Below are 23,567 nucleotides of genomic sequence, written 5' to 3'. Positions count from 1 at the left end.
TCCACCGTTGAACCGGTTTCTTCAGTTATCAAGGTATTTACGGGACTACCGATGCTTTTTAACCAAGCCTCACGCCTGGCCAAGATCACCAGCCCGCTCGGGCCGGATGTGCTGCTGCTCAATGAAATGGGCGGCGGCGAAGAGCTGGGCAGGCTGTTCAACTACGAGCTGCAACTGACGTCGCTGGACGCCAACATCGACCTTAACCAGTTGCTCGGCAAACCGATGAGCGTGGGCCTGCAACTGGCCGATGGTGGCGAACGACACTTCCACGGCATCGTTGCCCGTTGCAGCCAGAACATCGACCAAGGCCAGTTCGCCAGTTACCAGGTGACGCTGCGCCCGTGGCTGTGGCTGCTCAGCCGTACGTCGGACTGCCGGATTTTCCAGAACCTGAGCATCCCGCAGATCATCAAGCAGGTGTTTCGCGACCTGGGTTTTTCCGACTTCGAGGATGCCCTGAGCCGGCCGTATCGCGAGTGGGAATACTGCGTGCAGTACCGCGAGACCAGCTTCGATTTCGTCAGCCGCTTGATGGAACAGGAAGGTATCTACTACTTCTTCCGCCACGAGCAGGACCGCCATGTGCTGGTCTTGGCCGACGCCTATGGCGCCCACACCACGGTGCCCGGCTACGCCTCGGTGCCGTATTACCCCAAGGACGAACAACAGCGCGAACGCGACCATATGCACAACTGGCATCTGGCGCAGGAAGTGCAGCCGGGCTCGCTGGAACTCAACGACTACGACTTCCAGCGCCCCAGCGCCCGTATCGACGTGCGCTCGGCGATGCCACGTCCGCACACCGCCGGCGACTACCCCCTGTACGACTACCCCGGCACCTACGTGCAAAGCGAAGACGGCGAACACTATGCACGCACCCGCATCGAAGCCCTGCAAACCCTGCACGAGCAGATCGAGTTTGCCGGCAATGCGCGGGGCCTGGGTTCGGGCCACCTGTTCAGCCTCACCGGCTTCAGCCGCCAGGACCAGAACCGTGAATACCTGATCGTCGGTTGCCGCTATTACATCAATCAGGAAAGTCTGGAAAGCGGCGGCGGTTCAGGCTCGGCGCAGTTCGAAAGCAGCCTGACCTGCATCGACGCCCAGCAAAGTTTCCGCCCAATGGCCAACACCCATCGGCCCATCGTCAAAGGCCCGCAGACCGCACTGGTGGTCGGCCCTAAAGGCGAGGAGATCTGGACCGACCAGTACGGCCGCGTGAAGGTGCACTTCTACTGGGACCGTCATGACCAATCCAACGAAAACAGCTCGTGCTGGATTCGTGTGTCACAGTCCTGGGCAGGCAAGAACTGGGGCTCGATGCAGATTCCACGGATCGGCCAGGAAGTGATTGTGAGCTTTCTGGAGGGCGACCCCGACCGGCCAATCATCACCGGAAGGGTCTACAACGCCGAGCAGACGGTGCCCTACGACCTGCCGGAAAATGCCACACAGAGCGGCATGAAGAGTCGTTCGAGCAAGGGCGGCACGCCGGCCAACTTCAATGAAATCCGCATGGAAGACAAGAAGGGGCTGGAGCAGTTGTATATCCATGCCGAGCGTAACCAAGACATCGTGGTGGAGGTGGATGAGAGCCATTCGGTGGGGCATGACCGGAATAAGAGCATCGGCCATAACGAGACGGTGACCATCGGCAATAACCGCCTTCGCATCGTCAAGCAAGAGGACATCCTCTCGGTCGGCCAGCGCAAGACCGACAGCATCAGCCAGAGCTACGTCATCGAAGTGGGCGAAAACCTGCGCCTGGTCTGCGGTGAAAGCATCCTGGAATTGAACGCCAGCGGGCAGATCAACCTCACCGGCGTGCAGATCAGCTTCTATGCCAGCGGCGATGCCGAGTTCAACACCGGCGGCGTACTGCACCTGAACAACGGCGGCGGCGCCGGGGCGACGCCTGATGGCCAGGGAGTTAAAACCAGCATCGACGCCAATATCAAAGCCGCGTTCCCCACGCCTAAAAGCTCCTGACGAGACCTGTTTGCCATGACGTACCGCATCAACGAATTCCAGTTTCAACTGCCTGCCAGTGAGTTGCAGGACGCGACTATCAATATCCTCAAGTTCCCTGAATTGGGGACCTCCCTGATCGTCAGCCGTAGCCTGCTGGCCGAGGGTGAAACCTTGCACAGCAATTTCAATGACCAACTCCAGCGCCTGGAAAAACAGGTACAGGACTTGCGCTATCAACCGGGTGTTGACGTGCGCCTGGGCGCAGCGCAAGAGGTGGAAGGGATCGAGTTGCGCAGCCAGTTCAACAAGGGCAATGACAAGGTGTTCCAGTATCAACTGGCGCTGGTGCTGCCGGGTACGCGCAAGATGCTCGCCTTGAGTTACGTGAAGGCCGACAAGCTAGGGGATGCCGAAGCGGCGCATTGGGCATTGATCAAAAACTCGCTGTCGTTCGACGCTATTTCCTGATGAGCAACTTGAATGTCTGACGCGTTATGGGCGGCCCGGATGGGCGATGCGCTGTCCCACACTTCGATGATGGCGGACATCCTTGGCGGTGTGCTGGAAGTGGCGGCCAATATCGCGATCACCGCTGTGGCGACCGCTGCCGTGGTGGCCGCCACCGGTATTACCGTGGTCACCGGCGGGCTCGGCTGCTTCCTGCTGGGTGCGGTAGTAGGCACGATTGTCGGCCTTGCCATGAGCAAGAGTGGGGCCGATAAGGGCCTGACGAAGTTATGCGATGCCTTTAGCAACGCATTGTTTCCGCCCACGGTACAGGCAAACATTCTCACCGGGTCCACCAACACCCTCACCAACAATATCCCCGCTGCCCGCGCCGCCGGGGCGATCAGCTCCCATGTCGCGCCGGCTGGCACCGAGCTGGAAGAAACCAAGCCTGAACCCGACCCCAGTTACCTGGATATGGCCGAGAGTTTCTTCTCGCAGATGTGGCGCCCTACGGTCGCGACGCCCGCGCCGGGCGCCGTGCCCAAGCCGTTGGACATGGTCGTGTGCATGAAGCATCCGCCGATGCCGCCACAGTTTCTGGCCGAGGGCTCGGAAAAGGTCACGGTCAACGGTCAACCGGCGGTGCGCAGTGGTGACCGTAGTACCTGCGATGCGACAGTGGTGTCATCGGGGCTGATTTCCTCCAATGTCACCATTGGCGGCGGCTCGGTAGTGGTGCGTGAAATTCGCAGCGGCAAGACCCCGGGCGTCGGGCTGGCGGTGACGGCGCTGCTGATGCTCAAGGGCGGCAAGGGCAAGTTCTTCAGCAAGTTGCCGTGCATGTTGATTGGTGGGGCGACCTCGATGGCCGTCAGCAGTGCGATGGGCGCGCTGGCCAACGCGGCGATGGGCTCGTCGAACCCGGTGCATGCGGCGACAGGCGCGAAGGTGCTGGGCGACGTCGAGGAGCTGGACTTCGTACTGCCCGGCATTCTGCCAATCGACTGGCAGCGCTTCTACAACAGCCGCGATGAACGCCCTGGCACACTGTTCGGGAAAGGCTGGAGCGTGACTTATGAAGTGTGCGTCGAGATCCGGCCCCATCCGGAGGGCGGTGAGACGCTGATTTATACCGATGAGCAAGGTCGGTCCATCGACATGGGCTCCATTCCTTTAGGCGGTGCAGTGTTCAGTGCCGGTGAAGGGCTCGCGGTGCGACGCCACCTCAACGGGCAGTTGTTGATCGAAAGCGATGATGGGCTGTATCGCTTATTTGAACCCTCTGCCAACCTATCATTACTGCGTCTTAGCCAACTCGGCGACCGCAATGACAACCGCATCCATGTCGACTACGACGAAGCCGGCCATCTGGTAAGGCTGCGCGATACGTTCGATCTGGTGCAGGTTGAGTTGATCCGCGATCAAGGCTTCCTGGTACGGATCGAACGCCTATACCCCGATCAGCGCCGCGAAACGCTCGTCAGCTATAACTTCGACGCGCAGGGAAACCTCGCCGAAGTGCGTGGTGCCACCGGCCAGGTTCAGCGGCGTTTCGCTTACGACAGTGGCCGCCGAATGGTGGAACATCAACTGCCCACCGGATTGCGCTGCTTCTATGAGTGGGCTTTGGGTGAAGATCTGGAATGGCGTGTGGTGCGACATTGGACCGATGAGGGCGACGCTTACCAGTTCGACTATGACTTGCAGGCCGGTATCACCCGCATCACCGATGGCTTACAACGCGTCAGTACCCGGCACTGGAACAGTCAACACCAGATCATTCTGTACAGCGACAACCTCAACCACACCTGGCTGTTCGAGTGGAATGATGAACGCCAGTTGCTCAGCGCCACTGACCCTCAGGGTGGGTGCTTCGAATACAGCTACGATGAGGCCGGCAACCTGATCGGCGAAACCGACCCATTGGGCCGCAGCGACTCGACCCTGTGGCTGGAACACTGGGCGTTGCCGCTGGTGGAGACCGATGCCGCCGACAACAGTTGGCAGTACCGCTACGATCCGCGCGGTAACTGTATCGCCGAGACCGACCCACTGGGCAACATCACTCGCTACCGATACGACGCCCACGGACAGGTCGTGGAAATCATCGACGCCACCGGCAAAAGCAAAAAGCTGCGCTGGAACCCGTTCGGACAACTGGTCGAGCATATTGATTGTTCGGGTTATCCGACGCGGTTCAGCTACGACGAGCGCGGTTATCTGCAGGTCATTATCGATGCGCTCGGTGAGCGCACTCAATTCAGCTACGACGCCCAGGGGCGGTTGCTCACCACTCAATTGCCGGACGGCCGTACCGAGCAGTACCAACGCGATGCAAGTGGGCAACTGGTCGGTTACACCGACCCGGCCGGGCACACCACGCTGTATCAGCACAACCGTCGCGGGCAAGTACGCCAGCGCACCGACGCCCATGGCCGGCAGGTGCAGTTCGACTATGACAGTTATGGGCGGCTGCAAGCGTTGATCAACGAGAACGGCGAGCGTTATCGCTTCGCGTGGGATGCCGGCGACCGTTTGGTCGAGCAGCAAGACCTCGATGGCAGCGCCAAGCGCTACGACTACGATGCGTTGGATAACATCACGACGGTGACAGCTGTACCCGCGCCTTACGGCAATGGCCTGGCGTTGGTACCCGACACGCCACCCGATCCTATCGTGCATCAACTGGAACGCGATGCGGTCGGTCGACTGGTGGCCAAAACCACCGACGATGGTCGCACCGATTACAGCTACGACGCGGTGGATCAGCTCACCGCTGTAATCTTCACCGACCTGCAAGGCAATGCCCAGGCGCTGGGCTTCGCCTACGACGCCCTTGGCCAGTTGACTGCTGAACACAGCGCTGCAGGTGCCCTGCAACACCACTACGACGAACTGGGCAACCTGATCCAGACTCAGTTGCCGGATGGCCGCTGGCTCAACCGCCTGTACTACGGCAGCGGCCACCTGCACCAGATCAACCTCGACGGCCAGGTCATCAGCGACTTCGAACGCGACCGCCTGCACCGCGAAGTGCTGCGTACCCAAGGCCAGCTCAGTACCCGCAGCGAATACGACCGCAGCGGCCGCCTGCGTTCACGCCAACGCCGTCTCGCCAGCCAACCCTCATTGATGCCGGCAGCGGCGCAAAAGCAGTTCGAGTACGACCCCGCCGACAACCTGATCGGCAAACTCGACCAACAACCCGCCGCGCAACATCGCCAACTGCTGCACTACGACGCCACCGGCCGCATCATCGCCAGCCAGGACAGCCTGCACGGCCAACGTGAAACCTTCGCTTACGACGCCGCCGCCAACCTGCTGGACGGCCCGCAGGCGGGTGCCGGGTTGGTGGTGCATAACAAGCTGCTGACTTATCAGGACAAGCGTTATCGCTACGACGCCTTTGGCCGCACGATTGAAAAACGCAGTGCCAAACGAGGTGTGCAGCGATTTGCGTATGACGCCGAAAGTCGGTTGGTTGAAGTGCGTAACGACGACGGCAGCGTAGTGCGAATGACCTACGATCCACTGGGCCGACGCATCGGAAAAACTGAGCATGGCAGTGATGGATATCCACTGGGCGAGTCTCGGTTCACATGGAACGGCCTGCGATTGTTGCAGGAGCATAAACACAGCCAGACCAGCGTCTATGTTTACGAAGATGATGGCTATGAACCTATTGCCCGCGTCGACGGTGTGGGTCCGTTGCAGAAGATTCGCTATTACCACAACGACCTGAACGGATTGCCCGAGCAACTGACCGAGGCCGACGGGCATAACGTCTGGCGCGCTACGTATCAGGTGTGGGGCAATACCGTTGAGGAAGTGCGTGAGCCGTATTACATCGAAGAGCAGAACCTGCGGTTTCAGGGGCAGTATCTGGATCGGGAGACGGGGCTGCATTACAACACTCTACGTTTCTACGATCCCGAGATAGGGAGATTCACGACGCCAGACCCGATTAGCTTACTGGGCGGCATCAACCTATACCAATACGCGCCAAATCCAATTACTTGGGTTGATCCATGGGGACTGTTTAATTGGAACTACAAAAATATGCCTGGAATCGATGGATTCCAGAAACACCATATTATTCCTCAATCGCTGGCTGATCATCCTGCTCTGAAAAAAGCCGGATTCGAAATACACAAAACTTCCAACATCATTTACTTACCTAGTGAAGCGGGCAAGCACGAATATCGAACTATTCACAAAGGCTCGCATCCGGGTTACAACAAAGCTGTTCGCGCACAACTCAATGAAATATCCATTGCTGGCAAGGCCGGAAAATGGAAAAAAGCTCAGTACGCGCAAGCGGTGCGGGAGGTTGTCAGCTCTCAAAGGTCAGGATTACGCAATGGGCGTACCCGACTGAATAAAAATTCAACTCAAGCAGGTCGCTGCGGGAAATAATATGTACCTATTAGAAATCAGTGAAAACTACTCGGAAATTTACTGGTTCAAATATGACCAGAAAACCTCTCCTGACCACCTATTATTTATTAGTGGAGAAGAACAATCATTAATCCCCACTACCCCGACCTTTAGAAACAATAAAAAAATCAGCAAACCTCGTTTATTGTCTTTCGACCTCCTTCAAAGTGACACGCTTGAATTCGTAAGCGAGGCAATGGCCAACGTATTGCGTGAATTCCCCAAAGACGTCCAGCTTTTTCCTGCTAATGTTTACCTGAAAGAAGAAAAGCTGGACGCTTACTATGTATTCAATGTGATCCAGACACTACCTTGTATTGATTTGGATAACTCTCAGCATGGTCCCATGTTCAGCTTTATGCCTGATGGCCCGCTGAAATTCACCACCCTTCAAAGTCTGCCACCTGCTACCTTAGGCAATCACCATATCGTAAGGGCCAAGGAAAGTTCACAACGCATTTTTGTTTCCCAGCACTTCAAGCAACAGTGCGAAGCGGCCCAGCTTAAGGGGCTTCGATTCATAGACTGCTCCAAAGGTATTCAAGTCTGAGCAGAACAGAAGACTTAGTCACACCTCAAAAAAGGCATAAAAGCAAAGCCTGCACTGAAGGGGACTATTTATTCAATTAACTTAAATAAATCCGCCCCCTATTTATTGATTCGAAAAATAGACTTTCATTGATGAAACAACACAACCGCGCTTGATAACAATTTGAAAACTAAATTTTGACATCTCCAACAATAACGATGAGATTTCAGCAAACTCGTGAAATTTCTTACGACGAACGTCACTCTCTACCGATTGAAGAAAACTTCGGACGTTTATGGATTACTTCTACGGATGAGGCTGATCTGAAGCCGAGTCAGTCGTCAGTCACACAAAAAATGGGCACCCGACCCAGTCGACGTGCCCATTTTCTTACCAACCCGCCTCCCTTCAGACGGCCTCGCGATTACGGGTTGACGCTGTCTTTGAGCGACTTGCCCGGCTTGAACGCAACGGTGTTGCTCGCCTTGATTTTCACCGGCTCGCCGGTCTGTGGATTTTTGCCGGTGCGGGCGCCGCGGTGGCGTTGCAGGAAGGTGCCGAAACCAACCAGGGTGACGCTGTCCTTGCGGTGCAGGGCGCCGGTGATTTCTTCGAGAACGGCGTTGAGGACGCGGTTGGCCTGTTCTTTGGTGAGATCCGCTTTTTCAGCGATGGCGGCTGCGAGTTCTGGTTTACGCATATGTGAAGCCTCTTTGACGGTTTTTTGTTGTTATGTCCGTGCTGCTCTCTTACGGAGCAGCGCCCAAGGCGCCGCAGGCTCTACTCTGCGGCAGACGGGAGTGAGGATGGCATGCCCTCGCACGCTCCGCCAGCCTCGCGACGACCTTTCTGAGGGTAGGAACGTGCTGATTCCGACAGAACGACCGCTATTTACGCCAACAACGGCGGAAGCTCTTTATTGAGGGCCAGTTTTTCCATGACGGCGCTGCCGGTCAGCGCGTAACCCAGCAGGCGGCCGTCGGCGTCGCGGCACAATGCCTTGATGTCGGCACCCTGGCCTTCAACGTTCCACACGCCTTCCGTGCCCCTTGGCGGAGGTGACACCACCAACGGACAGATCGGGGTTTTCACGGTGATCGGCATCGGCCCGTAGCTGACAGCGGTGGCGTTACCGGCCAGGGTCTGGGCCAGGGCGCGGGCGCAGCTCATCAACGGCATCACGTACAGCAGGTTCAGCCCATCGACCTCGGCGCAGTCGCCCAGGGCGTAGATGTTGGCGTGAGAGGTCTTGAGATAGCGATCGACCATGATCCCGCGGTTGGTCTGCAAGCCGGCGGCGGCGGCCAGGTCGACACGCGGGCGCAGGCCGACGGCCGAAACCACCAGGTCGCAGTGAATCACTTCCCCGTCCGACAGATGAGCCTGCAGGCCATCTGCCGTGCGCTGCAAGCGGTTGAGCACCGGGCCCAGGTGGAAGCGTGCGCCGAGACCTTCCAGCCCAGCCTGCACCGCTGCGGCCGCCGCCGGGTGCAACAGGGTCGGCATGACTTGTTCACACGGCGCCACCAGGTCGATTTCATAGCCGCCGAGGATCAGGTCATTGGCGAATTCGCAGCCGATCAGACCGGCGCCCAACAGCAACACACGGCGCTTGCCGGCGGCTGCGGCGCGAAAGCGTGCGTAGTCTTCAAGGTCGTTGATCGGGAAAATCAGCTCAGCCGCATCGCCTTCTACCGGCACCCGCACCGTCTCTGCGCCCCAGGCCAGGATCAAGTCGCGATACGCTACCGCTTCCTCGCCGATCCACAGCCGCCGGTGGCCCGGATCGATGCCGCTGACGCGGGTGTGGGTACGCACCTCGGCCTTGAGTTGCTCGGCCATGGCGCCGGGTTCAGCCATGCTCAGGCCATCGGCTTCCTTGTTCTTGCCAAAGCCGGTGGAGAGCATGGGCTTGGAGTAGGAGCGCCCGTCATCCGCAGTGATCAGCAGCAATGGGGTCTCGCTGTCGAGCTTGCGAAACTCCCGGGCCACGTTGTAACCGGCCAATCCTGTGCCGATGATCACGACAGGTGCGTTCATTCCCTTCTCCTTGCAGTAGGTTTCTTGAAACTGAGAATTAACCGATCTCGATCATTTCGAAATCCATTTTGCCTACGCCACAGTCCGGGCACAGCCAGTCTTCCGGGACATCTTCCCAACGGGTACCCGGCACAATTCCGTCATCCGGCCAACCGTCTTTTTCATCATAAATCAGGCCGCAAACTATACATTGCCACTTCTTCATCACTTGCTTCCTCAGGGTCCAGGCATCTTGGCCGACGGTCGATAGACCCACGTTGCCGTGCGGCTCAGGGCGTTTTGTACTGATCGGGGCCGGCAGATGCAAGCATGATCGACGCATGGGGCCGGTTCACCCCGGCAAAAGTGCAGGACGCCATGGTAAGCTCGCCGCCTCTTTTGCTGCCAATACTGACCCACCGTGCCGCACTCAATCGCCCCTTCCGATGCTTGCCAATGGCTGCCCCAGAGCCTTCTGAGCCCAGTACCCGCGCCCCTGACCCTCAACTGGCTGTTCAATGAAGATTCGCTGACGCGGCGGCTGACGTGGCTGTCCAACGACGGTTTCAGCGTGACGCCGTTGTTCGAGGGCTGGCAGCCATTGCGTGATGATGAATGTGTGGCGCTGGGCTTGCCTGCCGCTACTGTCGGCTGGGTGCGCGAGGTGTATCTGCGCGGTCATGGTCAGCCGTGGGTGTTCGCCCGTAGCGTGGCGGCGCGCAGTGCCCTGCAAGGCGACGGCCTGCATATGGATGAGCTGGGCAGCCGCTCGCTGGGGGAATTACTGTTCTGCGACCACGCTTTCGTCCGCCAGGCCATTGAGGTGTGCCACTACCCCAGCCAGTGGCTGCCGACTGCGGATCAGGCCGATGGCCTTTGGGGCCGCCGCTCGCGCTTCGATCGCGGACCTTTGAGCGTGCTGGTCGCGGAAGTCTTCCTGCCCAGCTTCTGGCATGCGCTGCATGACCATCCGGAGAACTGCTGATGTACCAACGTCTGCTCAAATCCTTGAACCGCCTGAACCCCAGGGCCTGGGATTTCATTCAATTGACCCGTATGGACAAGCCCATCGGCATTTACCTGCTGCTGTGGCCGACGCTGTGGGCATTGTGGATCGCCGGCAAGGGCTCGCCGTCCCTGGCCAACATCGTGATTTTTGTGCTTGGCGTGACCCTGACTCGCGCTGCCGGTTGCGTCATCAATGACTGGGCGGACCGCAAGGTCGACGGCCATGTGAAGCGCACCGCGCAACGTCCGTTGGCCAGCGGCAAGATCAGTTCAAAAGAAGCCCTGGTGTTCTTTGCGGTCCTGATGCTGATCAGCTTCCTGCTGGTGCTGCTGACCAACGCTACAACCATCTGGTTGTCGCTGGGCGGCCTGGCACTGGCGGTCAGCTATCCGTTCATGAAGCGCTACACCTATTACCCGCAAGTGGTGCTGGGCGCGGCGTTTTCCTGGGGTATGCCGATGGCGTTCACCGCCGAGACCGGCCACCTGCCCGCCGCTGCATGGCTGCTGTACATCGCCAACCTGCTGTGGACGGTGGGTTACGACACTTACTACGCCATGACCGACCGCGACGATGACTTGAAGATTGGCGTGAAGTCCACGGCCATCCTGTTTGGAGATGCCGACCGCGTGATCATCCTCACATTGCAGGGCCTGTCGCTGGCTTGCCTGTTGCTGGCAGGCGCCAGGTTCGAGTTGGGGGGCTGGTTCCATCTGGGCTTGCTGGCGGCGGCGGGCTGTTTTGCGTGGGAGTTCTGGTACACCCGCGACAGGGACCGGATGAAGTGCTTCAAGGCGTTCCTGCACAACCACTGGGCCGGGTTGGCGATATTTGTCGGGATTGTGGCCGACTATGGGTTTCGATGAGGGGCCAGGCCCCTCACCTTTAGTCGGTAGGTTTAAGGCTTGGCAACCTTCCAGGCCCCGTCCATTTTGCCTTCTCCGGTCATGTCTCCAGCCTTCTTGTCCATCACAAAGGTGTAGAGGGGTTTGCCGGCATAGGCCCATTGGCTCTTTTGATCATCACGGGTGATCACAGTCCACTTGCCCATAGGCTTGTCGGTGGACTCAGCCATCAATGGCGGCCAGTTGGCGGCGCATTTGTCATTGCACAGGGATTTACCGTCTGCATCCTTGGCAAAGGTGTACAGCGTCATCCCCTTGTGATCCACCAAGACCCCATCCTTGGTCATCGCCGGGTCCATTGCGAATGCCAGCGTCGGCAGCGTCAACGCCGCCGTGACCAGCAGGGCCTTCCAGGAAAACGTACTTTGAGTCATCGGAACCTTCCTTTTGTGGTTGTCAGGATTCGGTCCCAAAGCGTAGCCCAGAGCGACGCAAATTGCCCAAGCGACTAAATTACTGTCACACGACTGCAATAATTCCGTTATCTAATGCGGCGCAAGACAGTTAAATGACAAGAGGATTTAGGCATGGTTGGCAGGAGCATTCTGATCGTCGACGACGAAGCGCCCATCCGAGAGATGATCGCCGTTGCGTTGGAAATGGCCGGCTATGACTGCCTGGAGGCGGAGAATTCCCAGCAGGCCCATGCCATTATCGTCGACCGCAAGCCAGACCTGATCCTGCTGGACTGGATGCTGCCCGGCACCTCCGGCATCGAGCTGGCCCGCCGCCTCAAGCGGGATGAATTGACCGGGGATATCCCGATCATCATGCTCACCGCCAAGGGCGAAGAAGACAACAAGATCCAGGGCCTGGAAGTAGGCGCTGATGACTACATCACCAAACCCTTTTCCCCACGGGAACTGGTCGCGCGCCTGAAGGCCGTACTGCGCCGAGCCGGCCCGACCGATGGCGAAGCCCCGATTGAAGTCGGCGGCCTGCTGCTGGACCCGATCAGCCACCGCGTGACCATTGACGGCAAGCCTGCCGAAATGGGCCCGACCGAGTACCGCCTGCTGCAGTTTTTCATGACCCACCAGGAACGCGCCTACACCCGTGGGCAATTGCTGGACCAGGTATGGGGCGGCAATGTGTATGTGGAAGAACGTACCGTCGACGTGCATATCCGCCGCCTGCGCAAAGCCTTGGGCGATGCCTACGAGAATCTGGTACAAACCGTGCGCGGCACTGGCTACCGGTTTTCCACCAAAGGTTGAGCCGCGCCGAATTTCCTGAACAGCTGACAAGGACGCATGTTTAAGTGAACCAGAACTGGCATGGCACCCTGATCCGCCACATGCTTTTGCTGATCACCGGCTGCCTGCTGGTAGGCCTGATCAGCGGCTATTACGGCTGGAGCCTGGCCGTCGGCCTGGCCTTGTACCTGGGCTGGACCCTCAAACAACTGCTACGCCTGCATGAATGGCTGCGCCAACACAAACCCGATGAAGCACCACCCGACGGCTATGGCCTGTGGGGCGAGGTGTTCGACAGCATCTACCACCTGCAACGCCGCGACCAACGGGTCCGTGGGCGCCTGCAAGCGGTGATCGACCGGGTGCAGGAATCCACCGCCGCGCTCAAGGACGCGGTGATCATGCTCGACAGCGATGGCAACCTGGAGTGGTGGAACCGCGCCGCCGAGACCCTGCTGGGCCTCAAGACGCCTCAGGACAGCGGCCAGCCGGTGACCAACCTGGTGCGTCATCCACGCTTCAAGGAATACTTTGAGCAGGACAATTACGAAGAGGCGCTGGAAATCCCCTCGCCCACCAATGATCGCGTGCGCATCCAGCTGTACTTGACCCGCTACGGCAACAACGAACACCTGATGCTGGTGCGCGACGTGACACGCATCCACCAGCTGGAACAGATGCGCAAAGACTTCGTCGCTAACGTTTCCCATGAGCTGCGCACGCCGTTGACGGTGATCTGCGGTTATCTGGAGACGTTGCTGGACAATGTCGACGAGATCAACCCACGCTGGAACCGTGCCCTGCAGCAGATGCAGCAGCAAGGTTCACGCATGCAGACCCTGCTCAACGACCTGCTGTTGCTGGCCAAGCTTGAGGCGACCGATTATCCGTCGGACAACCACCCGGTCACCGTGCAAAGCCTGCTGAAGACCATCAAGAATGATGCCCAGGCCCTGTCCGGCGAGCGCGGCCAGCAAATCACCCTGGAAGCCGACCCGCTGGTGCTGCTCAAAGGCAGCGAAGGCGAATTGCGCAGTGCGTTCTCCAACCTGGTGTTCAACGCCGTCAAGTACACCCCGGACGGGGGCAATATCCGTATTCGCTGGTGGGCCGACGAACACGGCGCACATTTGAGCGTGCAGGACTCCGGCATCGGCATCGACGCCAAGCACCTGCCGCGCCTGACCGAACGTTTCTACCGTGTCGACTCCAGCCGCAACTCCAACACGGGCGGCACCGGGCTGGGCCTGGCGATCGTCAAACATGTGCTGCTGCGCCACCGCGCACGACTGGAAATCAGCAGTGTGCTGGGGCATGGCAGCACCTTCACCTGCCACTTCCCGCCAGCGCAGGTGACCCACTCGCGGCTCGTCGGAAATGACGAATAACTCAAACCCGACACCAATCTCAATGTGAGAGGGGGCTTGCTCCCGATAGCGGTGTATCAGCCTCAGATGTACCGACTGACTCACGGCTATCGGGAGCAAGCCCCCTCCCACAGTTGCAATTGTGCTGTTTCGAAGGCGCCATTCCAGGCTCCACCCGGCAGTGGGCACTAGGCAAGCGCCCCGCCAGCCGCTACATTGGCCGACTTGCACGCGCCTTTGCGGCCCACCTGCCACCCCTTATTGAACACACGGAACCTGCAAAACCCCATCATGGACCCTTCCCCTGGTATCACCCTCGCTACACTCTTCGCCGACTTCGGCATGATTCTTTTCGCACTGATCCTGGTACTGCTCAACGGCTTCTTCGTTGCGGCGGAGTTTGCCATGGTCAAACTGCGCGCCACCCGGGTCGAGGCCATCGCCCACCAGAACGGCTGGCGCGGGCAGATCCTGCGCACCGTGCACAGCCAGCTCGACGCTTACCTGTCGGCCTGCCAGCTGGGTATCACCCTCGCCTCCCTGGGCCTGGGCTGGGTGGGTGAGCCCGCCTTTGCACATATCCTAGAGCCGTTGCTGGAAGCCGTAGGCGTGCAATCGCCAGAGGTGATCAAGGGCGTATCGTTCTTTGCCGCCTTCTTCGTGATTTCCTACCTGCACATCGTGGTCGGCGAACTGGCCCCCAAATCCTGGGCCATCCGTAAACCGGAGCTGCTGTCGCTGTGGACGGCGGTGCCGCTGTACCTGTTCTACTGGGCGATGTACCCGGCGATCTACCTGCTCAACGCCAGCGCCAACGCCATCCTGCGCATTGCAGGCCAAGGTGAGCCCGGCCCGCATCATGAGCACCATTACAGCCGCGAAGAACTCAAGCTGATCCTGCACTCCAGCCGTGGCCAGGACCCGAGCGACCAAGGCATGCGGGTACTGGCCTCCGCCGTGGAAATGGGCGAGCTGGAAGTGGTGGACTGGGCCAACTCCCGGGAAGACATGGTCACCCTGGACTTCAATGCCCCGCTCAAGGAAATCCTCGCGCTGTTCCGCCGCCACAAATTCAGCCGCTACCCGGTGTACGACGCGGTACGCAACGAATTTGTCGGCCTGCTGCACATCAAGGACCTGCTGCTGGAGTTGGCGGCCCTGGACCACATCCCCGAGTCGTTCAACCTGGCCGAACTGACCCGGCCGCTGGAACGTGTGTCGCGGCACATGCCGCTGTCGCAGTTGCTGGAGCAGTTCCGCAAAGGCGCCGCACACTTTGCCCTGGTGGAAGAAGCCGACGGTAAAGTCATCGGCTACCTGACCATGGAAGACGTGCTCGAAGTGCTGGTGGGCGATATCCAGGACGAACACCGCAAGGCTGAACGCGGCATTCTCGCCTATCAGCCCGGCAAACTGCTGGTGCGCGGCGATACCCCGCTGTTCAAGGTGGAACGCCTGCTGGGTGTGGACCTGGACCACATCGAAGCCGAAACCCTGGCCGGCCTAATCTACGACACCCTGAAACGGGTGCCCGAAGAGGAAGAAGTGCTGGAAGTGGAAGGCTTGCGGATCATCATCAAGAAGATGAAGGGGCCGAAGATCGTATTGGCCAAGGTCCTGCTGCTGGATTAACCCCTGCACACCAGAAACCCTGTAGTGAGCGGGCTTGCCCCGCGCTGGGGGGCAAGCCCGCTCACTACAATCACGCACCCGGGACGAAGTGCTTCTGTGCCGTACCCCGTGCGATCAGGCGCGAGATGTAGTCGAGTTTCTGCGCATCCTGGTCGATAAACCGGAAGGTCAGTTGCAGCCAGTCGCTGTCGGGCTTGGGCTCGTAGGCGACGATAGCGTGCAGGTAGCCGTTCAAGCGGGCGACTTCGGCGTTTTCGCCTTGCTCAAGGTCGAGTACCGCACTTTCCAGTACCTGAGGCAGGATTTCGCCGCGACGCACCACCAGCAGCGCTTCCTTGATGCTCAGCGCCTTGATCACACATTGCTGGCTGCCGCTGGACAGTCGCAGCTGGCCTTGGCCGCGGTTACCGGTCGGCGCTGCTGACGGCGCCTGTACCGGAGGGCTGTTGAGCAAGCCCTTATTTGGCGCGGGCGCAGCCGCCGCGACAGGGGCTGCGCGCACGGCCTCAGGCTTGCCACCGGTCAGGGCGCTCAGGGAGTCGTTGCCAAAAGCCGAGTTCACCTTGGTCGGCGCACTGGCGACCAAGGCGTCGAGACGGCCGACCTTGTGCAAAGCCTGTTTGACCTTGTTCAACAACTGTTCGTTGGTGAAGGGCTTGCTGACGTAGCCGGAAACGCCTGCCTGGATCGCCTGAACCACGTTCTCCTTGTCGCCACGGCTGGTCACCATCACGAACGGCATGGCCTTGAGGTGCGCTTGCTCACGGCACCAGGTCAGCAGCTCCAGACCGGACATCTCGGGCATTTCCCAGTCGCACAGCACCAGGTCGAAGCTCTCGCGCATCAGGACGGATTGCGCCTTTTTACCGTTTACCGCGTCTTCGATCTTGATCCCGGGGAAGTAGTTACGCAGGCACTTCTTCACCAAGTCGCGGATAAACGAGGCGTCGTCCACCACCAATACACTGACTTTACTCATCGACCCTTCATCCTATAGAAACTTCGGCACGCAAAACGCCTGACTGATAGCATTTTGCCAAAACTCGCGGGTCACAGAAGAACTTTATTGCTCCTGCTGTGCAAGAAAAATTGTAGCCACAAACAAAAACGCCCGACCAAAGGCCGGGCGTTAATTTCTCGGGCAACCTTATTTATCGTCAGGTTCGCCGGGAACATTAGGGTTTTGATCAACGGTCCCTTCAACTTCGGCTTTCATGCGCTTGAGGCCCATGTGCCGCACGTCGGTGCCGCGAACCAGGTAAATCACCAGTTCCGAGATATTGCGCGCGTGGTCGCCGATACGCTCCAGGGAGCGTAGCACCCAAATGATGTTCAAGACCCGCGAGATAGAGCGTGGATCTTCCATCATGTAAGTGGCCAGCTCGCGCAGCGCCGTCTTGTACTCGCGGTCGATGACCTTGTCGTACTGGGCCACCGACAACGCCAACTCGGCGTCGAAGCGGGCAAACGCGTCGAGCGCATCGCGCACCATGTTGCGCACCTGGTCGCCGATATGGCGCACTTCCACGTAACCGCGCGGCGCTTCGCCTTCTTCACACAATTGAATGGCACGACGGGCGATCTTGGTGGATTCGTCTCCGATGCGCTCCAGGTCAATCACCGACTTGGAAATGCTGATGATCAAACGCAGGTCGGATGCCGCCGGCTGGCGACGCGCCAGGATCCGTAGGCATTCTTCGTCGATATTGCGTTCCATCTGGTTGATCTGTTCATCGATCTCGCGCACTTGCTGGGCCAGGCCCGAGTCGGCCTCGATCAGCGCGGTGACGGCGTCGTTGACTTGCTTCTCCACCAACCCGCCCATCGCCAGGAGGTGGCTGCGCACTTCCTCAAGCTCGGCGTTGAACTGCGCGGAGATGTGATGGGTAAGACCTTCTTTGCTAATCATGTTGGCGTCCTTGGAACGTCCGGTAAGGTGCGGAGAGCCGCAGCATTCAGTGCAATCGAAACCACCGGATACTAGCCGTAGCGACCGGTGATGTAGTCTTCGGTCTGCTTCTTCGCCGGATTGGTGAACAGCGTATCGGTGTCGCCGAATTCCACCAGCTTGCCCATGTACATGAACGCGGTGTAGTCGGAAACCCGCGCCGCCTGTTGCATGTTGTGAGTCACGATAACGATGGTGAACTTGGACTTGAGCTCGTAGATCAGCTCTTCGACCTTCAAGGTCGAGATCGGGTCGAGCGCCGAGCAAGGTTCGTCGAGCAGCAACACTTCCGGCTCCACGGCGATGGTACGGGCGATCACCAGACGCTGCTGCTGGCCGCCGGACAGGCCGAGTGCCGAGTCGTGCAGGCGGTCTTTGACCTCATCCCACAGCGCAGCGCCTTTCAAGGCCCACTCCACCGCTTCGTCGAGGATGCGCTTTTTGTTGATGCCCTGAATGCGCAGGCCGTAGACCACGTTTTCGTAGATGGTCTTGGGGAACGGGTTCGGCTTCTGGAACACCATGCCCACGCGGCGACGCAACTCGGCCACATCTTCGCCCTTACGATAGATGTTGCTGCCGTAAAGGTTGATGGCGCCGTCCACACGGCAACCGTCCACCAGGTCGTTCATGCGGTTGAACGTACGCAGCAGCGTGGACTTGCCGCAGCCGGACGGGCCGATAAAAGCCGTCACGCGTTGCTTGGGGATGTTCATGCTGACGTCGAACAGCGCCTGTTTCTCGCCGTAGTACAGGCTCAGGCCCGGTACTTCGATGGCCACGGTTTCCTGGGCCAGGCTCAGGCTCTGTTTGTCGCGACCCAGGGCCGACATGTTGATGCCGTGGGTGTGGGTTTCGTGTTGCATGGGATGCTCCCTGTGCTACCAATTCGTTGTGTGGAAGCGGCTTGCTCGCCCCCACATTGAGTCCGCGTCAATTCGGATCAGCTATCCAGTGCTTTGTATTTTTCGCGCAGGTGGTTACGAATCCACACTGCCGACAGGTTGAGCGTGGCGATCACCAGCACCAGCAGCAGGGCCGTGGCGTACACCAGTGGCCGCGCGGCCTCGACGTTGGGGCTCTGGAAGCCGACGTCATAGATATGGAAGCCCAGGTGCATGATCTTCTGGTCCAGGTGCAGGTACGGGTAGTTGCCGTCCAGCGGCAGCGACGGTGCCAGTTTCACCACACCCACCAGCATCAGCGGAGCCACCTCACCAGCGGCACGGGCCACGGCGAGAATCATGCCGGTCATCATCGCCGGGCTAGCCATCGGCAGCACGATCTTCCACAGCGTTTCCGCCTTGGTCGCGCCCAGTGCCAGGGAACCTTCACGCACGGTGCGGGGGATCCGCGCCAAGCCTTCTTCGGTGGCTACGATCACCACCGGCACGGCCAGCAGCGCCAGGGTCAGCGAGGCCCACAGCAGGCCCGGCGTACCGAAGGTCGGGGCCGGCAGGGCTTCGGCGAAGAACAGACGGTCGACCGAGCCACCCAGGACGTACACAAAGAAACCGAGACCGAACACGCCGTAAACGATGGCCGGGACGCCCGCCAGGTTGTTCACGGCGATGCGGATCACGCGAGTCAGAGTGTTCTGCTTGGCGTACTCACGCAGGTAAACCGCCGCCAGTACACCGAACGGCGTCACGATCATCGCCATGATCAGGGTCATCATCACGGTGCCGAAGATCGCCGGGAAAATCCCGCCTTCGGTGTTGGCTTCCCGTGGGTCGTCGCTGAGGAATTCCCAGACCTTGCTGAAGTAGAAACCGATCTTGGTCAGGGTACCCATGGCGTTCGGCTGGTAGGCGTGTACCACTTTACCAATGCCGATTTCCACTTCCTTGCCGTTGGCGTCGCGAGCCGTCAGGCTGTCGCGGTTGAACTGGGTGTGCAGGTCTGCCAGGCGTGCTTCGACCTCTTTATAGCGATTATTCAGCTCGGCACGGCCCGCTTCCATATCGGCCTGGGCCGTGGCGTCGAGCTTGCCTTCCAGCTCCAGCTTGCGACCGTGCAGGCGGATGCGCTCCAACCCGGCGTTGATCGCGCCGATATCGGATTTCTCCAGGGTCTTGAGCTGGGCAGCCAGCTTGTTGACGCGCTCGACACGGGCTTGCAGCTCAGGCCACGCAGCCTCGCCTTCGGCGACAACCTTGCCATCCTGTTTGACGTTGATCAGGGTGCCGTAGAAGTTGCCCCACTCACGACGCTCGATGGCCATCAGCTCGACCGGTTTGGTCTGGTCTTTCAACCACTCGCCGACGATCCAGGTGAAATCGTTGCCGTTCAGGTCACGGTTGCCGACCTTGATCAGCTCGCGGGTCATGAATTCCGGGCCCTGGTCAGGCACCGGCAAGCCGGCGCTTTTCAGGCGCTCGCGGGGCACTTCTTCCTTCTGCACCACTTCGCCGATGACGATGTGGTTTTCCTGGCCGGGCACGCTGTAGTTGGCCTGGATCAGGTCAGCCGGCCAGAAATGACCCAGGCCGCGCACCGCAATCACGGCCAGCAAGCCAATGGTCATGATGACCGCGATGGACACCGCGCCACCGCTGATCCAGACGCCGGGGGCGCCGCTCTTGAACCATCCATTCAGGGAGTTCTGTTTCACAGACTTCTACCTTTCTTAAAGCGACGAGTATTTCTTGCGCAGACGCTGACGGATCAGCTCGGCGAGGGTGTTCATGATGAAGGTGAACAGCAGTAGCACCAGCGCCGAGAGGAACAGCACGCGGTAGTGGCTGCCGCCTACTTCCGATTCCGGCATTTCCACCGCGACGTTGGCTGCCAGGGTGCGCAGGCCTTCGAACAGGTTCATTTCCATCACCGGAGTGTTACCAGTGGCCATCAGTACGATCATGGTCTCGCCGACGGCACGGCCCATGCCGATCATCAGCGCCGAGAAGATACCCGGGCTTGCGGTCAGGATGACCACGCGGGTCATGGTCTGCCACGGTGTGGCGCCCAGGGCCAGTGAGCCCAGGGTCAGGCCGCGCGGCACGCTGAATACGGCATCTTCGGCGATGGAGTAGATGTTCGGGATCACTGCAAAACCCATGGCCAGGCCGACGACCAGGGCGTTGCGCTGGTCATAGGTGATGCCCAGGTCGTGGGAGATCCACATGCGCATGTCGCCGCCGAAGAACCAGGTCTCCAAGTATGGGCTCATATACAGCGAGAGCCAGCCCACGAACAGGATCACCGGGATCAGGATCGCGCTTTCCCAGCCATCCGGCACCCGCAGGCGCAGCGACTCAGGCAAGCGGCTGAAGATGAAACCGGCAACCAGGATGCCAATCGGCAGCAGCATCAGCAGGCTGAAAATCCCCGGCAGATGCCCTTCGACATACGGTGCCAGGAACAGGCCGGCGAAGAAGCCGAGGATCACCGTCGGCATCGCTTCCATCAATTCGATCACCGGCTTGACCTTGCGGCGCAGGCTCGGGGCCATGAAGTAAGCGGTGTAGATCGCTGCGGCAACCGCCAGGGGTGCGGCCAGCAACATGGCGTAGAACGCGGCTTTCAGCGTGCCGAACGTCAACGGAGCCAGGCTCATCTTGGGTTCGAAGTCGGTGTTGGCGGCGGTCGATTGCCAGACGTATTTAGGCTCGTCGTAGTTTTCGTACCAGACTTTGCTCCACAACGCGCTCCACGACACTTCCGGGTGCGGGTTGTCCAGCAACAGCGGCTGCAGCTTGCCGCCGGCTTCGACGATCACTTGATTGGCGCGCGGCGACAGGCCGAACAGGCCTTGCCCATCCACCACCGGGTCCACCAGCAGGGTGCGGTGCGCGGTGCTGTGGAACACGCCGAACTTGCCGGAGGCGTCGAGGGCGGTGAAGCCTTTGCGACGCTCTTCAGCAGTGATTTCCACGATCGGCGCAGTGCCCATCTGGAAGGTGCGGATCTGTTTCAGGCGCTGTTCGCCATCCGGGTCGCGGGCCATGAACCACTGGGCCAGGCCGCCCTTCGAGTCACCGACGATCAGCGAGATGCCACCGACCAATTGCGTACTGGCGGTGATTTCGGCGGTGCCGTCTTCGAGCAGCTTATAGCGCCCATTGAGGCTCTTGTCGCGCAGGCTGAACACGTCGGCCAGGGCACGGCCGTTGACCACATACAACCATTGCTGGCGCGGGTCGATGAAGATCGCCTTCACCGGCTCAGTCATTTGCGGCAGCTCGATGCGCTTCTGCTCGCTGGTCACTTCGCCGGTCATCATGTTTTCTTCGCGGCTCAGGCCCAGCGCGTTCAAATACGAACCGGCGGAACCGGCCACCACCAGCGAAGAGTCGGTAGCGTTGAGAGCGACGTGCTCCAGCGGGCGGCCTTGATCGTCGAGGACAATCGGCGTTTCACCGTAGGGGTATTCCACGGCTGGGTTGATAGTTTTCTTGCCGTCCGGGTAAGACACCTTATAGGTGTGGCGGAAGACGAGGGCCTGGCCATTGGACAAGCCGAGGATCACCAACGGGCTGCCTGGCTGGTCTCGACCGATAGACACCACTTGGCTGCCGGCCGGCAGCGGCAGGTCGATACGCTTGAGCTCGGCGCCGGTCTGTACATCAAAGAACAGCGCCTGGCCCTTGTCGGAAACCCGCATGGCAACTTGGTTCTGTTCTTCGATGGCGATCATCAGCGGCTTGCCGGCGTCCTGCATCCATGCAGGCGTCAACGCATCTTCCTTGGTCAGCGAAGCCCCTTGGAACAGCGGCGCGACAACGTAGGCAAGGAAGAAGAAAATCAGGGTAATGGCGCCGAGGACGGCGAGGCCGCCGACCAGTACGTACCAACGGGTCAGGCGATCCTTGAGCGCGCGAAGGCGGCGCTTGCGTTGCAGTTCAGGCGTATTGAAATCAATGCGCTTGGGGGGAGAAGTCGTCGTCATGGTGGAATTGGCCAGATCATTCATGCGCACACCCTAGCGATCCTGTATGACAGAAAGATGACAATGCAGTGACGCAAGAAATCCGCCGCTAGCAGGGCTTGCAGCGGATCAGAAATTAAGAGGCGAGGTCCAGGTCTTACCGACCCCGCCTGGGCCTTGAACCGTGGAGCGAACCCGGTTCAAGGCGGCTTTACCGAAGGCTTACTTGGCGCCTTCTTTCAGGCCCAGGTCAGCCAGGGCCTTGGCGGCAACTTTGGCTGGCAGTGGGATGTAGCCGTCCTTGACGACAACTTCCTGGCCTTGCTTGGACAACACAAGCTTCACGAACTCAGCTTCCAGCGGTGCCAGAGGCTTGTTCGGGGCTTTGTTGACGTAGACGTAGAGGAAGCGCGACAGCGGGTATTTGCCGTTCAGGGCGTTTTCTTCGCTGTCTTCGATGAAGTCGGTGCTGCCTTTCTTGGCCAGGGCAACAGTCTTCACGCTTGCAGTCTTGTAGCCGATGCCCGAGTAACCGATGCCGTTCAGCGAGGAGCTGATCGACTGCACGACCGAAGCCGAGCCTGGTTGTTCGTTCACGTTTGGCTTGTAGTCGCCTTTGCACAGGGCTTCTTCTTTGAAGTAGCCGTAAGTGCCGGATACCGAGTTACGACCGAACAGTTGCACTGGCTTGTTGGCCAGGTCGCCGGTCACGCCCAGGTCACCCCAGGTTTTCACGTCGGCTTTAGCGCCGCACAGACGAGTCGAGGAGAAGATCGCGTCGACCTGTTCCATGGTCAGGTGCTGGATCGGGTTGTCCTTGTGTACGAAGACCGCCAGGGCATCCACGGCAACCGGGATAGCGGTTGGCTTGTAGCCGTACTTCTGCTCGAAGGCAGCCAGTTCGGTGTCCTTCATCTTGCGGCTCATCGGGCCCAGGTTGGAGGTGCCTTCAGTCAGCGCAGGTGGCGCAGTGGCGGAGCCGGCGGCTTGAATCTGGATGTTGACGTTCGGGTATTCCTTTTTGTAACCCTCGGCCCACAGGGTCATCAGGTTGGCCAAGGTATCGGAACCGACGCTGGACAAGTTGCCCGACACACCAGTGGTCTTGACGTACGCCGGAATTGCCGGATCAACACCAGCGGCCACCGCGTTGGCGGTCGCAACGCCAGCAGCGACAAAAGTCATTGCCGCCATCAAACGTTTCAGTTTCATGCCTTGCTCCTAGCAGATA

19 protein-coding genes are annotated in these 23,567 nt (G+C 59.6%); 9 read left to right on the top strand and 10 right to left on the bottom strand.

Annotated elements, in window-relative coordinates; translation table 11 throughout:
• Positions 1–51 precede the first annotated feature (51 nt).
• From ACQRBT_RS09745 to ACQRBT_RS09730, 4 genes are read left to right on the top strand one after another with little or no spacing between them, the layout of a single operon-like run.
• A complete protein-coding gene (locus tag ACQRBT_RS09745; protein WP_412046222.1) occupies positions 52–1,992 on the top strand; it encodes a type VI secretion system Vgr family protein in 1,941 nt (646 codons plus the stop codon).
• Positions 1,993–2,007: 15 nt separating this feature from the next.
• Positions 2,008–2,442 carry a DcrB-related protein gene (locus ACQRBT_RS09740; protein WP_010207557.1) on the top strand — a complete coding sequence of 145 codons (435 nt, stop codon included), beginning with the start codon at positions 2,008–2,010 and terminating at the stop codon, positions 2,440–2,442.
• A 12-nt stretch (positions 2,443–2,454) separates the two neighbouring features.
• Complete coding sequence (locus ACQRBT_RS09735; RefSeq protein WP_412046223.1) at positions 2,455–6,840, top strand: RHS repeat-associated core domain-containing protein; 4,386 nt, start codon at positions 2,455–2,457, stop codon at positions 6,838–6,840.
• A 1-nt stretch (position 6,841) separates the two neighbouring features.
• On the top strand, positions 6,842–7,411 hold the full coding sequence (locus tag ACQRBT_RS09730; protein WP_060756657.1) for an imm11 family protein: 570 nt from the start codon (positions 6,842–6,844) through the stop codon (positions 7,409–7,411).
• A 403-nt stretch (positions 7,412–7,814) separates the two neighbouring features.
• Here the strand turns inward: ACQRBT_RS09730 and ACQRBT_RS09725 are convergent, their stop codons facing one another.
• The 3 genes from ACQRBT_RS09725 to ACQRBT_RS09715 all read right to left on the bottom strand — a co-directional run bounded on the left by ACQRBT_RS09725 (position 7,815) and on the right by ACQRBT_RS09715 (position 9,635).
• Entirely contained in the window at positions 7,815–8,090 is a 276-nt protein-coding gene (locus ACQRBT_RS09725) for an HU family DNA-binding protein (protein ID WP_003213368.1), read from the bottom strand.
• Between the two features lie 191 nt (positions 8,091–8,281).
• Complete coding sequence (locus tag ACQRBT_RS09720) at positions 8,282–9,430, bottom strand: NAD(P)/FAD-dependent oxidoreductase (protein WP_161548587.1); 1,149 nt, start codon at positions 9,428–9,430, stop codon at positions 8,282–8,284.
• Positions 9,431–9,467: 37 nt separating this feature from the next.
• Positions 9,468–9,635 carry a rubredoxin gene (locus ACQRBT_RS09715; protein ID WP_060756655.1) on the bottom strand — a complete coding sequence of 56 codons (168 nt, stop codon included), beginning with the start codon at positions 9,633–9,635 and terminating at the stop codon, positions 9,468–9,470.
• 195 nt (positions 9,636–9,830) lie between these two features.
• Between ACQRBT_RS09715 and ACQRBT_RS09710 the strand changes: the two genes are divergently transcribed.
• Positions 9,831–10,394 carry a chorismate--pyruvate lyase family protein gene (locus ACQRBT_RS09710; protein ID WP_060756654.1) on the top strand — a complete coding sequence of 188 codons (564 nt, stop codon included), beginning with the start codon at positions 9,831–9,833 and terminating at the stop codon, positions 10,392–10,394.
• On the top strand, positions 10,394–11,284 hold the full coding sequence (ubiA, locus tag ACQRBT_RS09705) for a 4-hydroxybenzoate octaprenyltransferase (RefSeq protein WP_060756653.1): 891 nt from the start codon (positions 10,394–10,396) through the stop codon (positions 11,282–11,284). Before ACQRBT_RS09710 ends, ubiA begins: the two co-directional genes overlap by 1 nt.
• Positions 11,285–11,316: 32 nt before the next feature.
• Here ubiA and ACQRBT_RS09700 read toward each other — a convergent pair whose 3' ends face one another.
• The gene (locus ACQRBT_RS09700; protein WP_412046224.1) at positions 11,317–11,697 is read right to left on the bottom strand and encodes a COG4315 family predicted lipoprotein; all 381 of its coding nucleotides are present in this window, start codon (positions 11,695–11,697) and stop codon (positions 11,317–11,319) included.
• A 153-nt stretch (positions 11,698–11,850) separates the two neighbouring features.
• Between ACQRBT_RS09700 and phoB the strand changes: the two genes are divergently transcribed.
• The 3 genes from phoB to ACQRBT_RS09685 all read left to right on the top strand — a co-directional run bounded on the left by phoB (position 11,851) and on the right by ACQRBT_RS09685 (position 15,518).
• A complete protein-coding gene (phoB, locus tag ACQRBT_RS09695; protein ID WP_003176964.1) occupies positions 11,851–12,540 on the top strand; it encodes a phosphate regulon transcriptional regulator PhoB in 690 nt (229 codons plus the stop codon).
• A gap of 80 nt (positions 12,541–12,620) precedes the next feature.
• Entirely contained in the window at positions 12,621–13,907 is a 1,287-nt protein-coding gene (gene phoR / locus ACQRBT_RS09690; RefSeq protein WP_218580481.1) for a phosphate regulon sensor histidine kinase PhoR, read from the top strand.
• 270 nt (positions 13,908–14,177) lie between these two features.
• Positions 14,178–15,518, top strand: a complete 1,341-nt coding sequence (locus tag ACQRBT_RS09685; RefSeq protein WP_060756650.1) for a hemolysin family protein — start codon at positions 14,178–14,180, stop codon at positions 15,516–15,518.
• A 70-nt stretch (positions 15,519–15,588) separates the two neighbouring features.
• Here the strand turns inward: ACQRBT_RS09685 and ACQRBT_RS09680 are convergent, their stop codons facing one another.
• The 6 genes from ACQRBT_RS09680 to ACQRBT_RS09655 all read right to left on the bottom strand — a co-directional run bounded on the left by ACQRBT_RS09680 (position 15,589) and on the right by ACQRBT_RS09655 (position 23,548).
• The gene (locus ACQRBT_RS09680) at positions 15,589–16,497 is read right to left on the bottom strand and encodes a response regulator (protein ID WP_090367918.1); all 909 of its coding nucleotides are present in this window, start codon (positions 16,495–16,497) and stop codon (positions 15,589–15,591) included.
• 168 nt (positions 16,498–16,665) lie between these two features.
• Positions 16,666–17,427, bottom strand: a complete 762-nt coding sequence (phoU, locus tag ACQRBT_RS09675) for a phosphate signaling complex protein PhoU (RefSeq protein WP_060756648.1) — start codon at positions 17,425–17,427, stop codon at positions 16,666–16,668.
• A gap of 71 nt (positions 17,428–17,498) precedes the next feature.
• Positions 17,499–18,332, bottom strand: a complete 834-nt coding sequence (gene pstB / locus ACQRBT_RS09670) for a phosphate ABC transporter ATP-binding protein PstB (RefSeq protein WP_060756647.1) — start codon at positions 18,330–18,332, stop codon at positions 17,499–17,501.
• A 77-nt stretch (positions 18,333–18,409) separates the two neighbouring features.
• Entirely contained in the window at positions 18,410–20,080 is a 1,671-nt protein-coding gene (gene pstA / locus ACQRBT_RS09665) for a phosphate ABC transporter permease PstA (RefSeq protein WP_060756646.1), read from the bottom strand.
• A gap of 15 nt (positions 20,081–20,095) precedes the next feature.
• On the bottom strand, positions 20,096–22,129 hold the full coding sequence (locus ACQRBT_RS09660) for an ABC transporter permease subunit (RefSeq protein WP_412046265.1): 2,034 nt from the start codon (positions 22,127–22,129) through the stop codon (positions 20,096–20,098).
• Between the two features lie 429 nt (positions 22,130–22,558).
• The gene (locus ACQRBT_RS09655) at positions 22,559–23,548 is read right to left on the bottom strand and encodes a phosphate ABC transporter substrate-binding protein PstS (protein ID WP_060756644.1); all 990 of its coding nucleotides are present in this window, start codon (positions 23,546–23,548) and stop codon (positions 22,559–22,561) included.
• Between the last annotated feature and the right edge of the window lie 19 nt (positions 23,549–23,567).

This window comes from Pseudomonas sp. R19M (assembly GCF_050312585.1).
Taxonomy (GTDB): Bacteria; Pseudomonadota; Gammaproteobacteria; order Pseudomonadales; family Pseudomonadaceae; genus Aquipseudomonas; species Aquipseudomonas palleroniana.
The sequence above is the reverse complement of the archived record's forward strand: the minus strand, read 5'-3'. Positions and strand labels throughout refer to the sequence as shown.

What these genes read in the sequence shown, in the direction of transcription:
- ACQRBT_RS09745 (WP_412046222.1), top strand. Translation starts at nt 52, where the DNA reads ATGCTTTTTAACCAAGCCTCACGCCTGGCCAAGATCACCAGCCCGCTC.
- ACQRBT_RS09740 (WP_010207557.1), top strand. Translation starts at nt 2,008, where the DNA reads ATGACGTACCGCATCAACGAATTCCAGTTTCAACTGCCTGCCAGTGAG.
- ACQRBT_RS09735 (WP_412046223.1), top strand. Translation starts at nt 2,455, where the DNA reads ATGTCTGACGCGTTATGGGCGGCCCGGATGGGCGATGCGCTGTCCCAC.
- ACQRBT_RS09730 (WP_060756657.1), top strand. Translation starts at nt 6,842, where the DNA reads ATGTACCTATTAGAAATCAGTGAAAACTACTCGGAAATTTACTGGTTC.
- ACQRBT_RS09725 (WP_003213368.1), bottom strand. Translation starts at nt 8,090, where the DNA reads ATGCGTAAACCAGAACTCGCAGCCGCCATCGCTGAAAAAGCGGATCTC.
- ACQRBT_RS09720 (WP_161548587.1), bottom strand. Translation starts at nt 9,430, where the DNA reads ATGAACGCACCTGTCGTGATCATCGGCACAGGATTGGCCGGTTACAAC.
- ACQRBT_RS09715 (WP_060756655.1), bottom strand. Translation starts at nt 9,635, where the DNA reads ATGAAGAAGTGGCAATGTATAGTTTGCGGCCTGATTTATGATGAAAAA.
- ubiA (WP_060756653.1), top strand. Translation starts at nt 10,394, where the DNA reads ATGTACCAACGTCTGCTCAAATCCTTGAACCGCCTGAACCCCAGGGCC.
- ACQRBT_RS09700 (WP_412046224.1), bottom strand. Translation starts at nt 11,697, where the DNA reads ATGACTCAAAGTACGTTTTCCTGGAAGGCCCTGCTGGTCACGGCGGCG.
- phoB (WP_003176964.1), top strand. Translation starts at nt 11,851, where the DNA reads ATGGTTGGCAGGAGCATTCTGATCGTCGACGACGAAGCGCCCATCCGA.
- phoR (WP_218580481.1), top strand. Translation starts at nt 12,621, where the DNA reads ATGCTTTTGCTGATCACCGGCTGCCTGCTGGTAGGCCTGATCAGCGGC.
- ACQRBT_RS09685 (WP_060756650.1), top strand. Translation starts at nt 14,178, where the DNA reads ATGGACCCTTCCCCTGGTATCACCCTCGCTACACTCTTCGCCGACTTC.
- ACQRBT_RS09680 (WP_090367918.1), bottom strand. Translation starts at nt 16,497, where the DNA reads ATGAGTAAAGTCAGTGTATTGGTGGTGGACGACGCCTCGTTTATCCGC.
- phoU (WP_060756648.1), bottom strand. Translation starts at nt 17,427, where the DNA reads ATGATTAGCAAAGAAGGTCTTACCCATCACATCTCCGCGCAGTTCAAC.
- pstB (WP_060756647.1), bottom strand. Translation starts at nt 18,332, where the DNA reads ATGCAACACGAAACCCACACCCACGGCATCAACATGTCGGCCCTGGGT.
- ACQRBT_RS09660 (WP_412046265.1), bottom strand. Translation starts at nt 22,129, where the DNA reads ATGCAGGACGCCGGCAAGCCGCTGATGATCGCCATCGAAGAACAGAAC.
- ACQRBT_RS09655 (WP_060756644.1), bottom strand. Translation starts at nt 23,548, where the DNA reads ATGAAACTGAAACGTTTGATGGCGGCAATGACTTTTGTCGCTGCTGGC.